The organism is Trichococcus sp. K1Tr, from assembly GCF_028309625.1.
Classification (GTDB): Bacteria; Bacillota; Bacilli; order Lactobacillales; family Aerococcaceae; genus Trichococcus.
The window spans coordinates 93,743-113,407 of sequence record NZ_JAQMHR010000008.1; the positions used below are offsets into that span (position 1 = coordinate 93,743).

General features: G+C 40.4%; 15 protein-coding genes. 1 reads left to right on the plus strand and 14 read right to left on the minus strand.

Features of this window, described 5'->3' with window-relative positions:
• Window positions 1-74: 74 nt before the first annotated feature.
• The 11 genes from PH235_RS11975 to PH235_RS12025 all read right to left on the minus strand — a co-directional run bounded on the left by PH235_RS11975 (window position 75) and on the right by PH235_RS12025 (window position 15,412).
• Complete coding sequence (locus tag PH235_RS11975) at window positions 75-908, minus strand: PTS system mannose/fructose/sorbose family transporter subunit IID (protein WP_272162605.1); 834 nt, start codon at window positions 906-908, stop codon at window positions 75-77.
• Between the two features lie 4 nt (window positions 909-912).
• Window positions 913-1,746 carry a PTS mannose/fructose/sorbose/N-acetylgalactosamine transporter subunit IIC gene (locus PH235_RS11980; RefSeq protein WP_272162566.1) on the minus strand — a complete coding sequence of 278 codons (834 nt, stop codon included), beginning with the start codon at window positions 1,744-1,746 and terminating at the stop codon, window positions 913-915.
• A gap of 24 nt (window positions 1,747-1,770) precedes the next feature.
• The gene (locus PH235_RS11985) at window positions 1,771-2,265 is read right to left on the minus strand and encodes a PTS system mannose/fructose/N-acetylgalactosamine-transporter subunit IIB (protein ID WP_272162567.1); all 495 of its coding nucleotides are present in this window, start codon (window positions 2,263-2,265) and stop codon (window positions 1,771-1,773) included.
• A 14-nt stretch (window positions 2,266-2,279) separates the two neighbouring features.
• Window positions 2,280-2,705: a PTS sugar transporter subunit IIA gene (locus PH235_RS11990; protein ID WP_272162568.1), complete on the minus strand. Its 426-nt coding sequence runs from the start codon at window positions 2,703-2,705 to the stop codon at window positions 2,280-2,282.
• Window positions 2,706-3,095: 390 nt separating this feature from the next.
• Window positions 3,096-4,388, minus strand: a complete 1,293-nt coding sequence (locus PH235_RS11995) for an ABC transporter substrate-binding protein (RefSeq protein WP_334223642.1) — start codon at window positions 4,386-4,388, stop codon at window positions 3,096-3,098.
• Window positions 4,381-5,061, minus strand: coding sequence for a response regulator transcription factor (locus PH235_RS12000; RefSeq protein WP_272162570.1), 681 nt, complete (start codon window positions 5,059-5,061; stop codon window positions 4,381-4,383). The genes PH235_RS11995 and PH235_RS12000 overlap by 8 nt, the downstream gene beginning before the upstream one ends.
• Window positions 5,054-6,151, minus strand: coding sequence for a sensor histidine kinase (locus PH235_RS12005; protein ID WP_443080883.1), 1,098 nt, complete (start codon window positions 6,149-6,151; stop codon window positions 5,054-5,056). The genes PH235_RS12000 and PH235_RS12005 overlap by 8 nt, the downstream gene beginning before the upstream one ends.
• Before the next feature lie 200 nt (window positions 6,152-6,351).
• The gene (locus PH235_RS12010; protein WP_272162606.1) at window positions 6,352-7,308 is read right to left on the minus strand and encodes a sugar ABC transporter substrate-binding protein; all 957 of its coding nucleotides are present in this window, start codon (window positions 7,306-7,308) and stop codon (window positions 6,352-6,354) included.
• A 296-nt stretch (window positions 7,309-7,604) separates the two neighbouring features.
• A complete protein-coding gene (drmB, locus tag PH235_RS12015; RefSeq protein ID WP_272162572.1) occupies window positions 7,605-9,509 on the minus strand; it encodes a DUF1998 domain-containing protein in 1,905 nt (634 codons plus the stop codon).
• A 10-nt stretch (window positions 9,510-9,519) separates the two neighbouring features.
• A complete protein-coding gene (locus tag PH235_RS12020; protein WP_272162573.1) occupies window positions 9,520-12,927 on the minus strand; it encodes a helicase-related protein in 3,408 nt (1,135 codons plus the stop codon).
• Between the two features lies 1 nt (window position 12,928).
• Complete coding sequence (locus PH235_RS12025) at window positions 12,929-15,412, minus strand: hypothetical protein (RefSeq protein ID WP_272162574.1); 2,484 nt, start codon at window positions 15,410-15,412, stop codon at window positions 12,929-12,931.
• A gap of 151 nt (window positions 15,413-15,563) precedes the next feature.
• On the opposite strand from PH235_RS12025, the gene PH235_RS12030 reads away from it, so the two are divergent.
• Window positions 15,564-16,817, plus strand: a complete 1,254-nt coding sequence (locus tag PH235_RS12030) for a DNA cytosine methyltransferase (RefSeq protein WP_272162575.1) — start codon at window positions 15,564-15,566, stop codon at window positions 16,815-16,817.
• Between the two features lie 112 nt (window positions 16,818-16,929).
• Here the strand turns inward: PH235_RS12030 and PH235_RS12035 are convergent, their stop codons facing one another.
• Genes PH235_RS12035 through pgmB form a run of 3 tightly spaced genes read right to left on the minus strand, consistent with a single transcriptional unit; the run spans window position 16,930 to window position 19,654 of the window.
• Window positions 16,930-17,937, minus strand: a complete 1,008-nt coding sequence (locus tag PH235_RS12035; protein WP_272162576.1) for a LacI family DNA-binding transcriptional regulator — start codon at window positions 17,935-17,937, stop codon at window positions 16,930-16,932.
• 36 nt (window positions 17,938-17,973) lie between these two features.
• Window positions 17,974-18,987, minus strand: a complete 1,014-nt coding sequence (locus PH235_RS12040) for an aldose epimerase family protein (RefSeq protein WP_272162577.1) — start codon at window positions 18,985-18,987, stop codon at window positions 17,974-17,976.
• Window positions 18,980-19,654: a beta-phosphoglucomutase gene (gene pgmB, locus PH235_RS12045; protein WP_086988954.1), complete on the minus strand. Its 675-nt coding sequence runs from the start codon at window positions 19,652-19,654 to the stop codon at window positions 18,980-18,982. The genes PH235_RS12040 and pgmB overlap by 8 nt, the downstream gene beginning before the upstream one ends.
• Between the last annotated feature and the right edge of the window lie 11 nt (window positions 19,655-19,665).

Below are 19,665 nucleotides of genomic sequence, written 5' to 3' on the forward strand. Positions count from 1 at the left end.
ATACAACGCGACTTATGGGGATATTTCGTTTTAAATTTATCAAGGTCAGTCAGCCAAGACAATAATACTAGATACTAATAAGACAATCCTGGGTTGAAGAATCCAACCAATACGCCGACAAAGGCAACGACTACCAAGATCAACATGACTTTGATCGGTGACATATTCTTTTTGGACAGCAAATACCAGCAGCCTACTACAAAGGAAGCAGTCAATAAGCCTGGGTATACGGAGTCGAATTTGTCTTGCAGCGTCAAAATGCTGTTTCCGTCTGATCCAATCAACGCGAACGATGTTTTGACACTTACCCAAGTAGCTGCAACCGCCCCGATGACCATTCCGCCTAATAAAGTGATCGATTCACGTAACGCCAACCCTTGTGGTCCTACTAAGAAATCAACAGCTTTACCGCCTAGTTCATAGCCTTTGAAGTAAAGGAATTTCATCCCGAAGTAGGCAATCAGGTTCCACACGATCATGTAGAAAATTGCGCCTAAGGGTGAGCCATCCGTAGATAAGCCCAGTGCGATACCGAGTAGAATCGGAATCAACGTTCCAACGATCAGAGAATCACCGATACCTGCCAAAGGACCCATCAGACCAGCACGTAAACCATTGATCGTTTCATCATCAACATCCGCTGCCCCGTTGGCACGAGCAACTTCCAACCCTGCTGTGATACCGACTACGACTGTACCTATTTGTGGTTCCGTATTGAAGAAGGCAGTATAGGTCTTCATCGATTTTGCTTGATCTTCTTTTTTATCATAGAGTTCTTCAACGATCGGCAGCATCGAACATAGATAGCCAAATGTTTGCATATGTTCTTGGGAGAAACAGGTCAGGTTTCCGTAATACCAGTTGTGAAAAGATTTCGTCAATGTTTTTTTGCTTAATTCCTTAGCCATCATCTTAAATGTCCTCCTCTTCATCGCCGCTTACTGAAACCACTCTTTGCAATGACAGCAGTTTGATGCGATAGTTGATTAACGCAAACATAGCCGCAACCACTGTCGCTGAAACCAAGTTGATCCCTAATGAAGCAGCCAACGTAAAGCCAAAGAAGAAGGGAATAAAGTCTACTGCTTTGGTAACGATTTGTTTCAACAGAATCGCAATCCCGACGCAAGGAAGCAAGGATCCGACTGTGAATAAAGTTTTCATTGCCAAGCCGTCCATCGGTAAGGTTTCTTTGATCAACTCAACAACATCGGCTCCCAATTTACACATGATCAAGGTTGGGATAAAGGAGAAGAAGAAATGAGAAATCCAAGGCAAGCCCATATTGACTGCATATAGCTTACGGAATTCGCCTTTTTCCACCGCTTTCCAACCGATGTGTTGCCATGCCAAGTTAGCTGTTGCAGTTCCGTAAAATAATACGGTACCCAAAGTCCCGACCATCGTACCGAATGATGTAGCCAATGCTGCACCTTCCACGCTAAGAGCCGCCAAGCCATAGCTTTTTAGAGCGACCATCGCAAGCGGGATACCGATATAACTGACCGCGCGAACGTCAGCTGAGACCGTTCCACCAGGAGTGACCAATGCGATGTACACGATTTGCATTGCAGCACCGACTAAAATACCCGTTTGGATATCGCCTAAAATAATGCCTGATACTAAACCACCGATTAAAGGACGACCTAATGTATAATTTCCGAATGATGTACCGCCTAAACCAGGCATACTTGATAAGCAGGCGAACAGCCCTAGCATAGCTGCTTGAATCCAACTGATTGTCATGATTGCTTCTCCCCTTTTGTTTTATTATTTAAAACCGAATTTGCTTCTGAAATTTTCCCATGTTCCGATCGAAACATCAGGCAACAAGGCAAACTTAATTTTGTAACCAGCTTGATATATCTCTTCAAAGGCTTCTGCTTCTGCTTGTGTGATCGATTGGTTATTCCCTAATTTCGTAGCACCTTCACGGTCATTGCACGGACCTACGATTACAGTGTCGATTCCGGGTTTGAATTTTTGATCCACCAAAATCTTTTTCATGTCCAAAGGATCTTTGGTGATCAGGAAATAGCGATCTTTGCTGTCCAATACTTTTTGATTTTTTTGTTGCCATTCCTCATTGGTCCAAATGAACGTTTTTAAACCACTGGCACTCTTATAGGCCGCTTTTAAAACGTCACTCTGAGCTGCTTTATCATTCACAGCTACCAACCCGTCACAAGGGAACTCTTTTGCCCAACGCGTACATGTTTGCCCGTGAATCATACGATCATCAATCCGAATAAATGATACTGTCATTTCTCTTTCCTCCTCTAAATTTCATCGTCTTCTTCTGGTTGTTCTAATTTGAATTCCTGCAAAGCTGCTTTCGCTTCGGATACGACCGTAGCGGTAAAAGTTTCTTTATCCAAGCTGTCTTTCATCAAAACGGAAGTTAAAGCCAATGGCAAGTTCATACCGCCGATAGTAATTGTATTGGCAAGTTTGCCTTCATCCGCTAAAACATTCAATGAAGTTGTCAAAGGTGAGCCGCCTACAATATCAGCAAGCAAGATGATTTCATCCTCCCCAGTCACAGCTTGAACAGCTTGCTTGAACATCAAAGCAAACTCATCTGCTGTTTTCCCATCAGGCAATCCAACTGCGATCACATCATCCCGTTTTCCAGCCAGCATATCCAACGATGTCTTTAAGCCCGTCGCAAAATCGCCGTGGCTTACCAGAACCACATATTTCAAATTGTTTTCCTCCTTCACGTATATCAATTAGCCTCTAAAGAATACCACCCATCGAAGCGCTTGCATCGTGTCGCGTGTCAACACATTCATGTGACATTTGACACGAAATAATTAAAACTGTTCACTACCGGACTGCGGTTTAGCGGTGGAATTCCCCGCCAAATTGGGTTTGGAGGTCTATCTCGTATTGTCCGCGGACGTTTTTCCCCGCCAAAAGGGTTTTGGCGGGGAATCTCTGCGCATAAATTCAATTCCCATACAAAAAAAAGCTGAATCAAAGCCAGAAAATACCGTTCTGGTTCTGATGCAGCCCCTATTTATGTTGCAGTCTCCAACGGATTACTCGGCGCTCAACAGACCTCATCCTCCGTGTGACATTTGTCATTCCGATTATTTTAAAAGATTATCGATTTCTTTTTCGATATCGACCAGCTCATCATCAATTTTATTTTCATTCAAAGCATTCGTGATCAGATAATCGCATCTTTCGATGATATTGTTGTACTTTTTGAATTTCGGTTCGATCACCGCATTTTCGATGATATCATCCAGTACATCTTGTTTTAAGGAATAATTGCTCATGGCATCCTGATCCAGCAGCCCTTTGGTGCTGTCGCTGGCCATCACACTCTTCAAAGCCGAAGCCCCTTGCGAATTTTCAAATAGTTCCTGTTGAATCTCTTGGTCGATCGTTAAGGTTTCAAGAAACTCAAAAGCTAATTGTTGCTGTGTCGTTTTGGAATTTATCGCTATCAAAGAGGTGGCTATTTGGGAAGTCTTTTGATTAGCGATTGTCCCGGGCATCGCCAAGCAACTCCATTTGAAAGTAGAGTATTTACTGACGCGATAAGGATATGGTTGATAAGTCCGGTATTGCGCAAACGTCAACGGGCAAAAAGCGACATTGCCTTTATCGAAGTCCTCTGACGATACTTGATAGCCTTTATTCAGATCTTTTAGTTTTTGAATATAGGATAAAGCTTCCCTTACATCGCTTTGATTCAGATTGCTTGAGGCACCCTCCTCATCAAACAAGCTGATGCCATAACCATTGACCGCATCTTGCCATTTAAAACCATAGGAGCCATACTGATCGATCGTGCCATCACCATCCGTATCCTTGGTTACTTGTGCACAGATTTGATAAAATTCTTCGATCGTCCAATTACCCTCAGGTATCGCGATACCTTCCTTTTCCAACAGATCGCGATTGACGCACATCATGGTCGGGTTGATCTCATAGGGTAAGGCATATTGCGTATTTTGGTAACTGCCCGAACTGAGCGCACTTTCATAGAAGATATCAGTACTTACGTTGTTAGCTTTGATCAATTCATCCAACGGCATCAATGCGCCCAATGAAGACAACTTATTGAAATCTTCAGCCAATACCATAAAAACATCCGGTTGCTCCCCGCTGGCGATATTGGATGCCAACCAGGCTGAGTAATCTTGTTTCAAGATGCCGCTCTTATACTCTATCGTTACGTTAGGATGTTCCTTTTCGAATTTTTCGATGGCATCATCGATCACTTTATAACTTTCCGCATTGTAGACATCCCAATTGCTGCCGGTGAACATCCCCAGCGTAATCGTGATTTCCCGGCGAGAGCTGACAAACAGATAGATCATCAACAGACTAAAACCGATTAATGCGAGGAATACCTTTTTCATTTTAGTCATGATCATTACCGAAATCTTTTGTCGTTTGACCCGTTTGGACTGCCCAAATGGCCAGTTGGGTCCGATCCCTTAAATCCAATTTGGACAAAATGGTGCTGAGGTAATTCCGGACCGTTCCCTCCGACAAGAACAGCTTTTGCGATATTTCTTTGTTGGACAGGCCGAATCCCACTTGTTGGATGACCTTCATTTCACGGTTGGAGATATCCGCAACATTTTTGTCATCCACTTGGATCGCATAATTGCTGGTTACCATTTGCGAGAATTTTTTGAATACTTTGGTGGCGATATCCGGGTTGATCATCGCGCCCCCATTCACGACAGTCAGAATAGCCTGGTGCAGACCGTCCATGCTTACGCCTTTCAACAGATAACCGCTGGCGCCGTATTTCAAGGCACTGAACACAAACTCATCGTCATCAAAAGTAGTCAGGATAATGATTTTGATGTCAGGGTATTGTTCCTTGACCATCTTGGTGCAGTAGACGCCATCCATCTTGGGCATTCGGATGTCCATCAGGATAAGGTCCGGACGGCATTTTTTGATGCTTTCCAGCACTTCAAACCCATCAGCTACGGTAGAGACAACTTCAATACCCGGTTTGGTCGATAAAACAATTTCCAGGGATTGTCTAATCAACTCTTGATCATCGGCAATCATTACTTTAATCATAATTTGCTCCCCTTTCGATCGGTATTTCTATGGCAGTCCGGAAACCGTTCTCGCCAGAAAATCTGATCGTACCGTTTAAAATCGATACGCGTTCACACATCTGCTTTAACCCATAACCACATTTAATGCTTTCACAGCCCGTCCCATTATCTTGGATGATGATGACATATTCATTATCGTAGACAAACATATTGATTTCAATCTCTGTGGCATGCCCGTGCCGCAAAGAATTGGTGATCGATTCTTGGATCATCCTGAAAATAATGTCCTCTTTGGTATTCTCAATATCAACATTATCCCATTTGTAATATAAATCTATTTTCAGATTGGATACGCCTTCATACTCGGCGATCATTTTGGTCAATCCATCTTTCAGCGTGCTGTCTTCCAAAACGCCCGGGCGCAATTTATACAAGGAACGCCGCACATCTTTGATGCCCATCCTGACAACGTCGCTGACCAGCAACAGTTGCTGTTTCGTTTTTTCCGGATCGATATCAATGATGGCAATGCAGGCATCGACACCCGCCGATATTCCGGTCAGAGCATGGCCCAGCGTATCGTGTATTTCCCTGGAGATTCTTTTCCGTTCGTTATCTTCGCCGATTTTTTCAGTCAGATTGGCATAGTTCTTCAATTCGACATTTACGCGTGAGACCATCGCCAACTGTTCTCCGACCCGTTGTTTTTCTTTTTGTTGGACAAATAAAGAAGTCGCCAGAAAAGAAATGAAGCCAACGATATTCAGCGAAGCAAGGATGTTTCTGAAGAACAAGATCAACGTTCTGGCTCCGCTGGGATAAAAATTAATATAGGTTTCAATCGATGGCATTCTGACAATGAGCGAAAGAATGGCATAATCAGAGATGATCAGCAGGCCAAAGCTGATGATCAGCAGTGCCGGCCAATATTTAATTTTCTTTGTATTGTACAAAATATCTGCGAACACCAACAACACGATGCCATTGTAACTGCCGTTCAAAACGATGATCAATGTGATCATCACGATAATTTCCAGATAGATCAGCCAATAAACGATGTAACTGTCTTTCGTGCGGAAGTACATGCTCGCCAGTAATACCAAAAACAACAGAATCGCCCCAAAAAAAGTCTTTTCCGGAGCCGGAGGCACATAAGACAGGTTTTCCAAAAAAGCCGAGGCATACCCATGTGCTTGCAAGTATTTAGTTGAAAGTAAAAAGATGGAGGCATTAAACAATACGATAATAAAATTCAGTAGCAATAAGGAATTATGAATATACGCTATATGCTTCGTTCCTAAATTTTTCATTATTGCCACCCCGAAATGTCATATTCGCTGATGTTGTTCTTGGTTATTAAGGTAACCGGCACAACAATCGACTTTTCATATTGTTCATAATTAACAATTTTATAGGCTGCTTCAATCGCTTTTGCCCCCATCGTAGTAGGCGATTGCGCTGCAGTTCCCTGGACTTCATCACTGTCAATCAATAGTTTTTTCATATCCGGTGAACCATCCACGCCATAGACCAGTACTTCATGATTGATTTGTTTATCTTTTATTGCCGCCAAAGCACCCAATGCACTGGGGTCATTTAAAGCCATGACAACATCGAAATCGATTTTTTTATCAATGATTTCCATCATGACGGGCATCGCGACTTCCGTTTGGCCCAAACACTCTTCGCTTGCAACAACCTTGTAATTGTCATTATCTTTGATCGTGTCCAGAAAGCCGTTGATCCGGTCAACAGAGGATAAAGCAGCGCTGTGTTTCAAAAGCACAATCTTTGCCGAAGACAGATTGCGCATCATATCCTTGGCACACTGCACGCCGGCATCATAATTATTGGACAAAACCGTCGTGTCGGCAATGGTGTCGTCATCCAGCTGCGCATCAATGACAATGATCTTGATGCCTTTTTCCTTGGCTTTTTTCAAAGACTCATTCACTTTCGAATAATCAACGGGGTTGATGATCAATACATCAATTCCCATCTCGATCAAGTCATTGATTTGTTCGTTTTGTTTCTCGACATCCAGAGCCGGATCACGGGTATATAAGATATCCCCACGATCATTGATTTGTTTTTCTATTTCATCTGTTATGGCCTTATAAAAGCTATTGTTCATTGTCATATATGTAGCGCCAAAAACAATTTTTTCACTGTCGTATCTGACGAATTTATAATTATAATAGATGGATGAAACCGCGATGACACAAACAGAGACAATCAGAACCATCATTTTGCTTACATTTCTCATCAAATCCTCACCCTCCCACCTCACAGTCTATATACTTTTGTCACATATGTAAATTGACAAAAGTAATTAATTTATGGAGGCGCTTTCTGAAAATCTTGACGGCAAAACGAAAACAGCAAGCGCCAATCTCCGATTTGGTGCCGGAAATTGGGGGCTTGCTGGTCTGGAGAAAATAGCTTTAGAAAAGACAGTCGCTCTTGGCGTTTTCCATCACATCATAAATCACCAAATTATACGTATGCTGAAGGTCTAAAAAATCGCCTCATAGAAGCTAAGAACCCATAAAAAGCTTTAAACTAAAAGTTATTTCCAGTAAAGAAACCCCACTCGGGATGTTGAAGACTGCCAACTAAAACATTTCTGTCTAAGAAAACATTCATTTTCTCACAACTGGTTTCTGATACCAATGAACACGCGTGGCATGCTGCTACATTTAGCGAATTCCTACCTTGCCCTTCACTATCAATGCAAATCGGATCAAAACTGCACCATTTAGCTTTTTCAATTGCATTCTCAACTATTGAAAAGAAATTACTAGGAATCCCTTGTTTTACTAATCCCCCCAAAGTTCCTTCTGAATCGCTACTTGAAGTATAAATTAATACCCCATACATTTCTTCACCATAATTATCTGAGAAATATAATCTCTCCCGGAGAGAAGATGATGAATAGCCACTCGTTAGTGTTAATTCTTTAATCAATAAATGAGACAATGTGTGCAATAAATAAAATTTTGGATTAATCGAAGATAATTCATCGCTAAAGGTCACATTCTCATCTTTCCTTATTATCTTCTCTATCATCGATGTATGTTGGTTTTTCTCAAACCAAGAATCAATTTTCTCTTTTGATAATTCAAAGAAAATACCTTCCCCTTTAGATTTGACAGCAACAAAAGTATCATCTTTACGCTTCAGTGACACCACATGTTCTTCTTTCTCGTCCGCTTCTCCCGCAAGTATCTTCTCTGTATCCGATGTTAAGATTCTAGAATAACCTGTCAAAGCACTGATTACCTCCAGCGAATGAACTAATGTCACTGTAGTAAATAGTTCTGAAATATCTGTTTTAGGAAACATTGTATGATCATGGATAGAAATTTTAAAATCAATATGGGAATCCTCATTGAAGCTTTCTTCACCACTTAATACTGCATATTCAGAACGTCGATAGTCCATTACTGTTTCAGGAACAGCATCATCACCTTCTAGATATAAGCCTAATTTCTTTCCAATTATCTCTCTGATTGTATTTTCATCTGTTTCCATATCCTCAACTATGTCAAGAATATAATTCCCTATTCGTCTGTCTTCTTCGTAGAATTCAACTTCTTTTCCTTTATCTGCTTTTGTCATTCGTTCAATTAATGGTTGATATACACTGTGTGACATTATTTTCTCTAAAAAAGCATTCTCGTTAAACGGAATATTTACGGAACTCATAATTTTTGGAAAATAAAAATTACTTGCATTTCTTAATAGGACTTCAGGATTTTCAGAACATGCTTTGTTACCTGAAGTCTGTTTCCATAAAAAGTCACCATTACAATGAACATTTATCTTTTCAAAGCGCGATTCCATTTTATTTTTGTCGAATATACCTGCAAGAGAATTGCTGGCTCCACACTGCACACATTTCACTATTAATTCAGAAATAGAAGCTGATTGAGATTGACTAATCAATTTTAAATCATGATTCGAAAACTGTTCTTTAGTTAGGTTCGTCTTTTGATGTGCCCATTCACTCCAAGGAAAATCTTGCACATGTCCATGCGAACAAGCACAAATGATTCTGACAGGAACCAGTTCTACATGATTATTCCCCTTATTTGAGAAAGTAAATGGAGCCTTATCGAATTCCGTCATCAAATAACTTTTATTGGTTGCTTCAATTCCTTTTTTCCATTGATTAATTGTCTTTAAACTTCTATCTACTGGAGAAAAATACCACCGAGGAAATCTTTTCCCAAAAATATCAGATATCTCCCCTAATGGCGGCTCAACAAAACCTGTCGCTTTCAAAACGCTTTCGAGCCTTATATCATGTAACTTGATCAGCTTTTCCGTTTCCCAATACTCTGAATCAGCTACCATAATGGATTGATTATTAATATCGATTAATGCTCCTATCCCAAACGGTGTGAGTAATTGTGATTTTCTAACATTGAATTCAGGATTTATGTTTTGTTTGTTATACACCATTTTATTCTCCTTAGTCTATTATTCGTAGAAATGCATTTTCTTCAACATTCCTCATAGCACCCATAACTCTAGTAGCTTCACCATGCATACTCTTATCGTCATAGGATCGCAATAATATAGAGTTTTGAATTTCTGAAGATTTAGTAGGCCCTACATAATACATCAAGTCTTTTTCATCGATGCTTTTTTCTGATAATGCTATCCAGTTACGGACAAATGTATCAATCAACTTTTCAGCATCAGATAAATATAAATTACTTTTTTCATCTGCTTTAGCTATACGTTTCTTTAAAAACTGCACTGCTTCAAGTAATTTCTGTTGATGATTCAATACATTTCCTGCAGACTCATTACTCATCAATTCGACTGAAGAATTTCTTACCATAGTTACAAGTGCCGCTGCCACCGCTTTTTCTAATGATGGTACTGAGAATGGCGTCACACTACTCGGCTCCACATATCTATATAGGCTTTGATGATAAGATTGAAAAGTCTCATAATGCGATCTATCTCTACTTCTTGAAGAATTGTAAAGGGTGCAAACTAACCCTAAACTCCTACGACCAACTCGACTAGTAGCTTGAATATATTCTGACGTGAGTTTAGGCTGTCCTACGACAAACATAGAGTTTAAACGGCCTATATCTACACCAACTGACAGCATATTCGTTGCAATGACAGAATCAAGTACGCCTTTATTACCTAACGGAATCTCTAATTGACTAATGATATCAGGAATTTCTGTACCGGATACTCTACTTGTCAATTCTACATTCGTATTATCATAAATTGCTCTTTTATTTGTATTATTTCGAGCATTTAATTGCGATAGAAAATCTTTTACGTCGTCTTTTATTAAAGTCGACGCCTTTCCAAGTTCACGAATACTATTAAAATAGCCAGCTACAGTCCAAAATAATTCCTTTTCTTCGTTAGTGAAATTTAAATCGTTGACACTTTGGAGTAGTGCCCCAGCCAGCCTTACCTCAGCAGTAATTTGAGTTTTACCAGTTGCCATTATCCCCAAATATTTCCTGCCTTTTTTTAGATAATTTTCCTTAACAAAAAAATTATCTTCTGCATCAAGACCGTTAGGAGGGAATTGCGTAACCGTTCTATCGAAGATATTCAAAACCTGTTCTTCTGCATTTCTTATGGTTGCAGTGGAAGCAATATATTTAGGTGGCCTCGCATTCTCGCCTAAAACATAATCAAATCCTGCTTCATAGAGCCCCACTATACTCCCAAGTGGACCTGAAATTAAATGCAACTCATCCTGAATGATTAACTCTGGCCGTCTAAACTTATTAGGATTATCGGATCCGAATAGTTTTTCAGTCCCTTCCTTAAGTGGTACTTGTGCAAACTTATCAACCGTCCCAAACAATAGAGTTGGGCGGTGATAATAAATTGCCTCATCGACAACGTGAATTGGAAGTTTTTCAAATGCACAATCTTTGTTCACACATTTTATATTATGGTAATCATTTCTTGTGGATGCTTTTTGATACCCCCACCTACGACTGAATTTAACGTTTTCATTTTTAGGGATAATACTGTGCTCCTCATTACACCAAGGACATTTTAATAATTGGAAGGAATTATATTTTTTAGCATCATTTAATGTCCTGCTATTCGTCATCTTATCAATACTTTCATTAGCGTCTTTATAATTATTTGGAGTGGAAGCTCCTCCTACCCACAACCCAACTGAGATCTCCTTTTCACCAAACATCCCATTGTGCAGCCTTATATACTCACACGCACAAATCAATGCCGCTGCTCGTTCAAATTGCTGGGCAGTCAACAAACGGAGTGTGTATCTCATAATTACACTTACTCCATCATAATTATCATATTCTAGTCTTCTGTAAAAAATAACTGCTGCAATGGCAAAAAGATATGCTTCGGTTTTCCCACCCCCAGTCGGAACCCAAATTAAATCAAGTATTTCTCTCTCCGAACTTTTTTCGTTCAAAATTGACTCCAGTGAATTCAATACAAATGCTAATTGGAAGGGCCTCCAAGTAAAGTTTGCTTCAGAATAATCTTTAGTTCTATATGCAGCTTCCTTATCACTAGATTTCCCCATACGTTGCAGTAGCATCGCTTCATTTGCATTTTGAAACGCGATCCAAGCGTTCGAATCACATCTCAGGAAATCTATTGTTTTCCTCATACGTTGGCTACATTCTTTACATTTATTCACATTCTCAGAAGCAATTTCCAAGTAAACGGAGTCTAATAATATTAGTTTCTTCTCTATTTTCAAAATCCAATCATCATATGCCTTAACAAAAGAATCCAACATTTTCAATTGTTCTTCTTTAGAATCCACAAGGTACGATTCAGGCTTAAGGACCTTAGCATTTAGATTGTCAACATTAAAACTCATCGGCGAAATTTCATGACTAGGCATATATGTCGTCTCAATTTGTCTAGGCATGATCTCATCCTCTATAATTTTCCAATTAACGGAAGTCCCATGTCCAACTGCATATGTTTTTTTATTTCTATACAGCAATAAATTAAGCCTATCATCGTAACTTAATTTATTCATATCAGGTAACTTTATAACTTCAAATGGAACAAATTCAAAGCTCTCATCTGGCTTTATTATCGTTATTTTAGATTGAAAAATCTCATGGCTAGATAAATTTTTCAGGACCAGTGTAAGGGATTCAATTTCTTTTCCGCCAGATATTTCAAGTTTCTTAATAATTGAAATAATCTCTACTTCTGTCTGGTCGCTAACTTTTATCCTTTCTGAATTATATTTTTTATCTAACGGGATCAAAAGTTCTTTTATAAAAGGATTCCGCTTATAGTTTTTATGCTTGTTACCATTTATATTAGAAAGTTTTTGCAAACAGAAATATAGTAAGCTTTGTTCTTTTCTAGATAGTGTCGACAAGACCTCATTGATGGCATATACGCTTTCTCCATTGTCTGCTTTTAATTTTATTCCTATATTTTCATAATCTAACAATACCGCTGCTTCTAGTTTTTCATTATTATTAATGGCCCCAGAAACGACATCAAATTCTTCTTGGGTCATCTCGATTAATGGATTTTCTATTTCTTCATAAAAGGCAAATTCAACGCTAGTACTTACCTCTTGTTTTTCCCCTGTAAAATAAACAGTTAGTCCCATTGTTCTAGGTTTAAACTCATTATCTATAACTATTGTTTCCTCATCCACAACATCAACATCATTGTCACTGACACTTATTTCTTCATGATTTTTTTCACCGTATGGGTATAAAATTCCAGTAACATACCTCTGCGATGGTGGCTCTGAAATAACTTCTCGGCTTGAGTCTCTCACCATCTTTTCAGAGCCAGGCCCCATTAATAATTCACGTACAGAATTCATCATTTTTTCTCTGACTTCATATTGTTCTATTTCACTTAACATTCTATGACTCCCCTCTAATTATCCTATTAGTAAATTGTCTGGGCACATCGGGATAATTTATATCCAATAGTCCGATTACTCTACGTCTTTGGCTAAATTCAATTTCTGCATTATTGAGAATTTGCTCTAGCGGCATTCCATCAAACCCCTCAATTGTTTGATCTCGAAGTTCTCGAAGATTATTCTTTACTTTTTCGCTTGCTCGATAGAAGCTCATATAATTCTCTTCTATATTTTTATCTCCTATCACTTTTCCTACAAATTTGATGAATTCTTTATCCCTAGGAAGTAAAGGGAATTTGCTTGAATTAGTCCATTGATTTAAAAATGCCGCTTTACGTTCGCCATCACCAGCTCTATAAAATAGGTCAGCTAAGTCTTCACTACTTAACATGTTTTTTTTTCTATAGTGTTCAAGGCTAGTTTTCCAGTAGTAATCAAGAAATTCAGCTTTCTCCTTTTCATTGAAATCTGAATAGCTTTTAAAAAGATACCCATCATTTTGAAATCTCTTAAGATATATCTCGTTGGAATACGGTACTACAAACTCAACAATTTCATCAAACACATTTATTGATGAAATGTCTTTTCGATAAGTTATTCCATCTACTAAAACAAATGCCCGCCCAAAATCTGTTCCAAGGATGACATCTCCTGATTCCAAGAGAATTTTTTTATTTATTGTTACGAATGCATTCTTATCTGCATCTTTGTCTATAAGATATTCTGACTCATTACTATTTTTCTCGACAATCCTACTAATAACTTCCATTTCACTCTCAATTTCATCTTCCATTTCTTCTAACAGGTCTTCGGCGCCATCATCAAGTAGTTCATTCCCATTAATACCCTGAACTAATTCTTCGCTTTGGAGATACTTTTGAACGCATTGATAATAACTACCTTCAATGCATCCACTCAATTCATTAATTTTATTGATTTGCTGGAGAATTCTTTCATCTCTTTTTAAAGATTTAGCAAGCCAGTTAGAGTGCATTTTAGGAAACATGAAACAATAATCTTTTGCAACATTAGCAGATACCCACTTCCGTCTATCTGCCGGCTTTAAATTAACTAGAATGACATGATCATATTGATATATCATGTCCTCGGTTAATTTTGCATTACTTGGTAAAACCATAATGTTAATATTATTTGTTGTGTAATATTCAACAGTATCATTTAACAAATCTGGATACACGACTAATGCTATCTTATGTTTACTATGTGTTATTTGCTTTATTTTTTGAGATACATTAAATCCGAATCTATTAATACTTAAATCAGTCAACAGTTGCCTTAATCTTTTTGTCTCATGAAACCCAATTTTTTCTGAATATTCTGATATCACATTCATCTTTTCCGCAAATATTGATGATTCTCCTCCATGCGTTTGCCCTAAGACAGTCCTCGAGAATCCAATCAATAAGTTGTGCAAGTAACGTTTGCTACTATCATTACTCATTTCATCTAAGAACTCATGCAGCTTTTCAACATTAAGATGAAAAGCTGCATTATTTGAGACTGGAATAAAATTATAGGAAACCTTTAACGCATCTTCTCTATTAGCTGTCATATAAGAATCCGTCCAAATATATTTCTTTAAAACTAAAGATAAATCTTCAATTAAATCTGACTCAAATAAAGTTGGTACTGTTCCGAATATTCCCAGCTGGATGTCATTTTCATTGTGTATATCTATAATTGAATTAAAATCACTACGCTTAAATCCCTTCTCAAATTTATCTCCGAAAATATAGATATGGGAAGGTAACTTCTCATTCTCAATATATTCTAAGGCCTCAGATATGTTGGAAAAAAAATATACAATGGGATCATTATTACTTAGGTCATGAGCAATTCTTTTTTTTTCGCCTTTATTTGGAAAGTACCACGCCGGGCAAAGTTCACCAAAGAAAAGGGTTTCATTTTTAACCGTTAGCCGAACTTGCTCTATTTTTTTTAGGAGATTTAATTCAGCTATTATTATAATTTTTTGTGAGTTTGTTCTACTGAAATCCGATATTCCTAGATAATCAGCTAATTTTTTTCGTGTATCCTTAACCCGGCTACCTCGTTTTACTGTAGTTGCAATTGTCACACCATTAACAATTGCCTCCTCATCCAATATTCGGCTAACTGGAGAATTTCTCCCTTTTTTTCTTGCCCCTACTCCTAGTAAAATATATTTCCCTTTAAAATCGGGAGCTTCCCCACCAAATGTAAAGTATTCCCCTCCATATATTAAGGAGTCACCTAAACTAATATCAGCCAACTTAATTTTGTTGGAGTGAACTAAATTTTCATACACAGCCTTTAAGCAGACATATAGCATTAGGGTTTGATAATAATCTTCTACTATGTAGTAATAAGCGAAAGATTTATCATTTTCTACAGACAAAATGTCTTTTACTATTTTTTTCACATTTCCAGAAACATATCCGAAGGGAGAATTCTGATAAATTAAAGTCTCAATTAAATCCAACAAGATCACCCCTAAATATAGTTATATAACTTAATTATACATTAACGGAATTATTTATGTTGCATAAACCATGAAATTTTTATACAATTAAAATTTCATGGTTTATCAACTATTAAAGAACTGATATAATATCTATTAAGGAGGGGAAATCATGATTAATATTGTTGATTTATTCTCCGGGGCAGGGGGATTGACGGAAGGCTTTAGAGGTAGTGAATTCAACATTGTATCCCACGTTGAGATGGATAAGGCTGCTTGCCAGACTCTTCAAGTTCGTGAAATTTATTATCATTTAAAAAATAATAACAATTTGAATAATTATAATGAATACCTTGCCGGGAACCTCTCATTCAGCCAATTAACATCATCTGTGCCCGAATCAATAACAAATAAAATTATCAACTTACCTATTTGCGAAGAACACATTCAGAGCATTTTTAATAGAATTGATGCAGAATTATCTGATAATTCTGTACACGGAATTATAGGAGGCCCTCCCTGCCAAGCATACTCTACTATAGGCAGAGCTCGAAATGAGTCAAAAAAGCACGAGGACCAAAGAATATATCTTTATAAATACTATATCGAATTTCTAAGGAAATATAGTCCTGATTTTTTTATTTTCGAAAACGTAAAAGGCCTCCTTTCGTACAAGGATGTTGACGGCAACTTGCTATTTCCTAAGATAGAAAAAGACTTTCAAAATGCATTAGGAGAGAATAGTTATGTGTTGCAACATCAAATAATTAACAGTGCTGACTTTGGAGTACCTCAGAAAAGAGAACGATTGATAATTTTCGGAAGGAAACCTAGCTTTAACGGTTTCAATTTTTTTGACGATTTAAGCCACTTTAAGACTAATCCACCAACACTTAATGAACTTTTTTATGATTTGCCAATAATGAAGAATGGCGAAACTAATAATGATTACCGCCCAGTGGAACCTGTCGAATTCGTGAAGAAATTCATCAGAACCGAAGAATTCCCGTTAACACAAAATATATCTCGTAAAAATAATCTAAACGATTTAGAAATATACAAAATCGTAGTTCAAGAGAAGTTAAATACGAATAATAATCTCAAATATTCCGATTTACCTCAAGAATTAATTAAACATAAAAAATCAAATATATTCCTTGATAGATTCAAAGCCCTTCAAGGTGACTCGATTAGCCATACTGTAGTCGCCCATATTTCAAAAGATGGTCATTATTATATCCATCCTGATATAAATCAAAATCGTTCAATCTCTGTACGAGAAGCCGCACGGATTCAAACTTTTCCGGATGATTTTTATTTTGAAAACTCTAGAACAGCTGCCTTCAAACAAATTGGCAATGCGGTCCCACCACTTCTCTCAAAAGCCTTTGGCAAAGTAATTATGAATATTTTATCTGGCAGCTGATTATGTAATACCTTCCACTATCAAAAAAAGAGCCGCTTTGTTATCCAATAAAACTGGATTACAAAGCGGCTCTTTTTTTCATGTCGGTTCTATCGATAAAATAGTGAGTGAATTATCTTGAAATAACCGTCTCTCTCTCGATCACCTCATGCGGCACGATCATCTTCGGCAGCAAGGCGCTCGGTTCGTTGAGTTGGCGGATCAGTAGGGCGGCGGCTTGTCTGGCCAGTTCCTGGACGTGGATGTCGATGGTCGTCAGGAATGGGTGGGACAGGGTCGCAAAGACGGAATTGTTGAAGCTGATCAGCGAGATGTCGTCCGGAACTTTGTACTTGTCCAGCTGCAGATACTGCAGGACACGCAAAGCTAGGCGGTCATCGCCGACGACGAGTCCGGTCGGTTGGGTCTCTTCGAGGAACTCCAGGAAAGCCATGAAATCAGTCGGCGTTTCGAAATAGAGTTCCGGATGGACGGTCAGATTGGCGTCGCGCAAGGCATCGGAATAGCCTTTATAGCGTTCCTTGTCGACGACTTGGGAAGGCGTCAGACCGACATAGCCAATCCGCTGGTGCCCATGCTGGATCAGGCAGTCGGCCGCCGATTTGCCGGACAGGCGGTTGTCGTTGTCGATATAGATTGTTTCGTTCTCGTAGACATCCGGTTTCCCCAGCAGTGCATAAGGAATCTTCTCATCATGCAGGAACATGCGGATCGGATCTTTCGCCTCCGAATACAACAGGATGAAGCCATCGACCAGTTTGCGTTGATGCATCAAGCGTACGCTGTCCTTCAGTTCCGTCATCGTCTTACCGGTCGCTAGGGAAATCATGTATTTCTGTTCGTTGCAGACGACGCCGATTTCCTGGATCATCTCCAGGAAGAGCGGATTCTGCGCAGGATTCCCCATCGTTCCCACCGGCAGAATCACACCGATTGTCTGCGTGGACTTATTGGCCAGGTTCTGGGCGGCGAAGTTGGGCGTGTAGCCCAGTTTCTGCATCGCTTGGCGCACTTTCACTTTTGTGTTTTCGCTGATCAGCGGACTGTCCTTCAACGCGCGTGAAACGGTTGAAGTCGCGACGCCCGCTTCTCTGGCGACATCTTTTATCGTAACGGTCATAGGCATTTTCCTCAGGTTCATTTTTGTATCTCTAGATTACCATTTAAAAGTGTAATTTTGAACCCTTGTCGCTAAAGTATTTGGCACCAGAACGATATTGTCCCAGCCCGGATGATGGATGGCGTCCGGCACTTCCTGCGCTTCGATCGCCAAACCGAGGTGGCTTTGCATCGGGCGTCCGTTCACAAGGTATGGCTCATTCATGTCGGTCGTCGAAAACAACACGATGCTGCTGCGGTTGCTGGACAGCGCCATTTCCCGGCCACTGCCCGCATCGCTGAGGGCCAACTGCTTTTGTTCGTCCGAGTGCATCAGGAAAACATCGTCGAATCCTTCCGGCTTTTTTTGAATGGCGTCGCCGATAAGCGTCGCTTCGCGGAAATCGAAAGCCGTCCCCGCCACCGCTTGTTTCGTCCCGGTCGGAAGCTTTTCGGCATCCAATTCCAGCACTTCTTCGCAGGCCAGCTGCAAAGTATGCTCGGTGATCGGACGCTTGGCCTCGCCGCTCAAATTGAAATAGATGTGGCTCGTCGGATTGAACAGCGTCTCTTCAGAGCAAGCGCCTGTCATTGTGATTGTCAAGCAGCCTTCCGCATCCAGCGTATAGCTGATTTTCGCCTGCAGCCGGCCGGGATAGCCGACCGTTTCCGGAGTCGATTCCAACGAGAAAGTGACGCTCACCGCTTCCGCCGTTTCTTCGGTCGTAAATCCCCAGAACTGTTGGCCCCAACCGCGGCTTCCGCCGTGGATATGGTGTGCGCTGTTATTCTGTTCCAGCTGCACTGCGCCCCATTTGCCTTCAGCGATCCGGCCGGCAACTGGTCCAACGGTCGCGCCGAAGGATGCCTGGTCGTTACCGTAGGCTTCGGCATCAGCCAAGCCCAGGACAACATTTTCGCTCTGGCCTTCCCGGTCCGGGACAAGCAAGCGGATCAGCCGTGCGCCGTAGTTGATGCAGCTGACGGACATACCGTTCGGCTGGCTCAAATCGATGCGCATGACTTGTTCCGTTCCGATGCTGCCCCATTCGCGGATAGAGATGCTAGCCATTGGCCGTCGCCTTCTCCCACGTATCGCGCAGGACGGCAAGCGACAAGTCGCTCGTGTCCGCCAAGACGCGGTCGGCTTGCGCCAGCACTTCAGCGTCGCCGATTGCGATCGCAGGAATATGCGCAGCTTTGATGGCCTCCACGCCTGAAGCGGCATCTTCCACGCCGATGCACTCGGCTGGTTTTGCCCCTGCCAGCTCCGCGCCGGCCAAGAAGATGTCCGGAGCCGGTTTACCTGCAGCCACTGAGGCTGGATCGACGATGCCGTCGAAGTAGTCCTTGACCTGCAAAAGCTCCAGGATGCCAGGTGCGTTCTTGCTGGCGGAAGTCACGATCGCCTTCAGACCCGCTTCGCGCAATTCTTCCAAAAGCGGCAGGATGCCAGGCAGGATGTCCGCCGGTGTCATTTCCTGGATCAATTCCAGATAATGGTCATTTTTCTTTGTGCACAAGGCTTCTTTTTCAGCTGTGGAATATTTATCCGCCAAGCCGCCGAATGCCAGGATGCGCTCGAGCGAATCGATGCGGCTGACACCCTTCAGCTCTTCATTGAAGGCTTCGTCAACGGTGACCCCCAACTCCGCGCCGAGGTCACGCCAGGCCAAAAAATGGAATTTGGCAGTGTCGGTGATGACGCCGTCCAAGTCGAACAATACTGCTTTCAACATTTCTTTCTCTC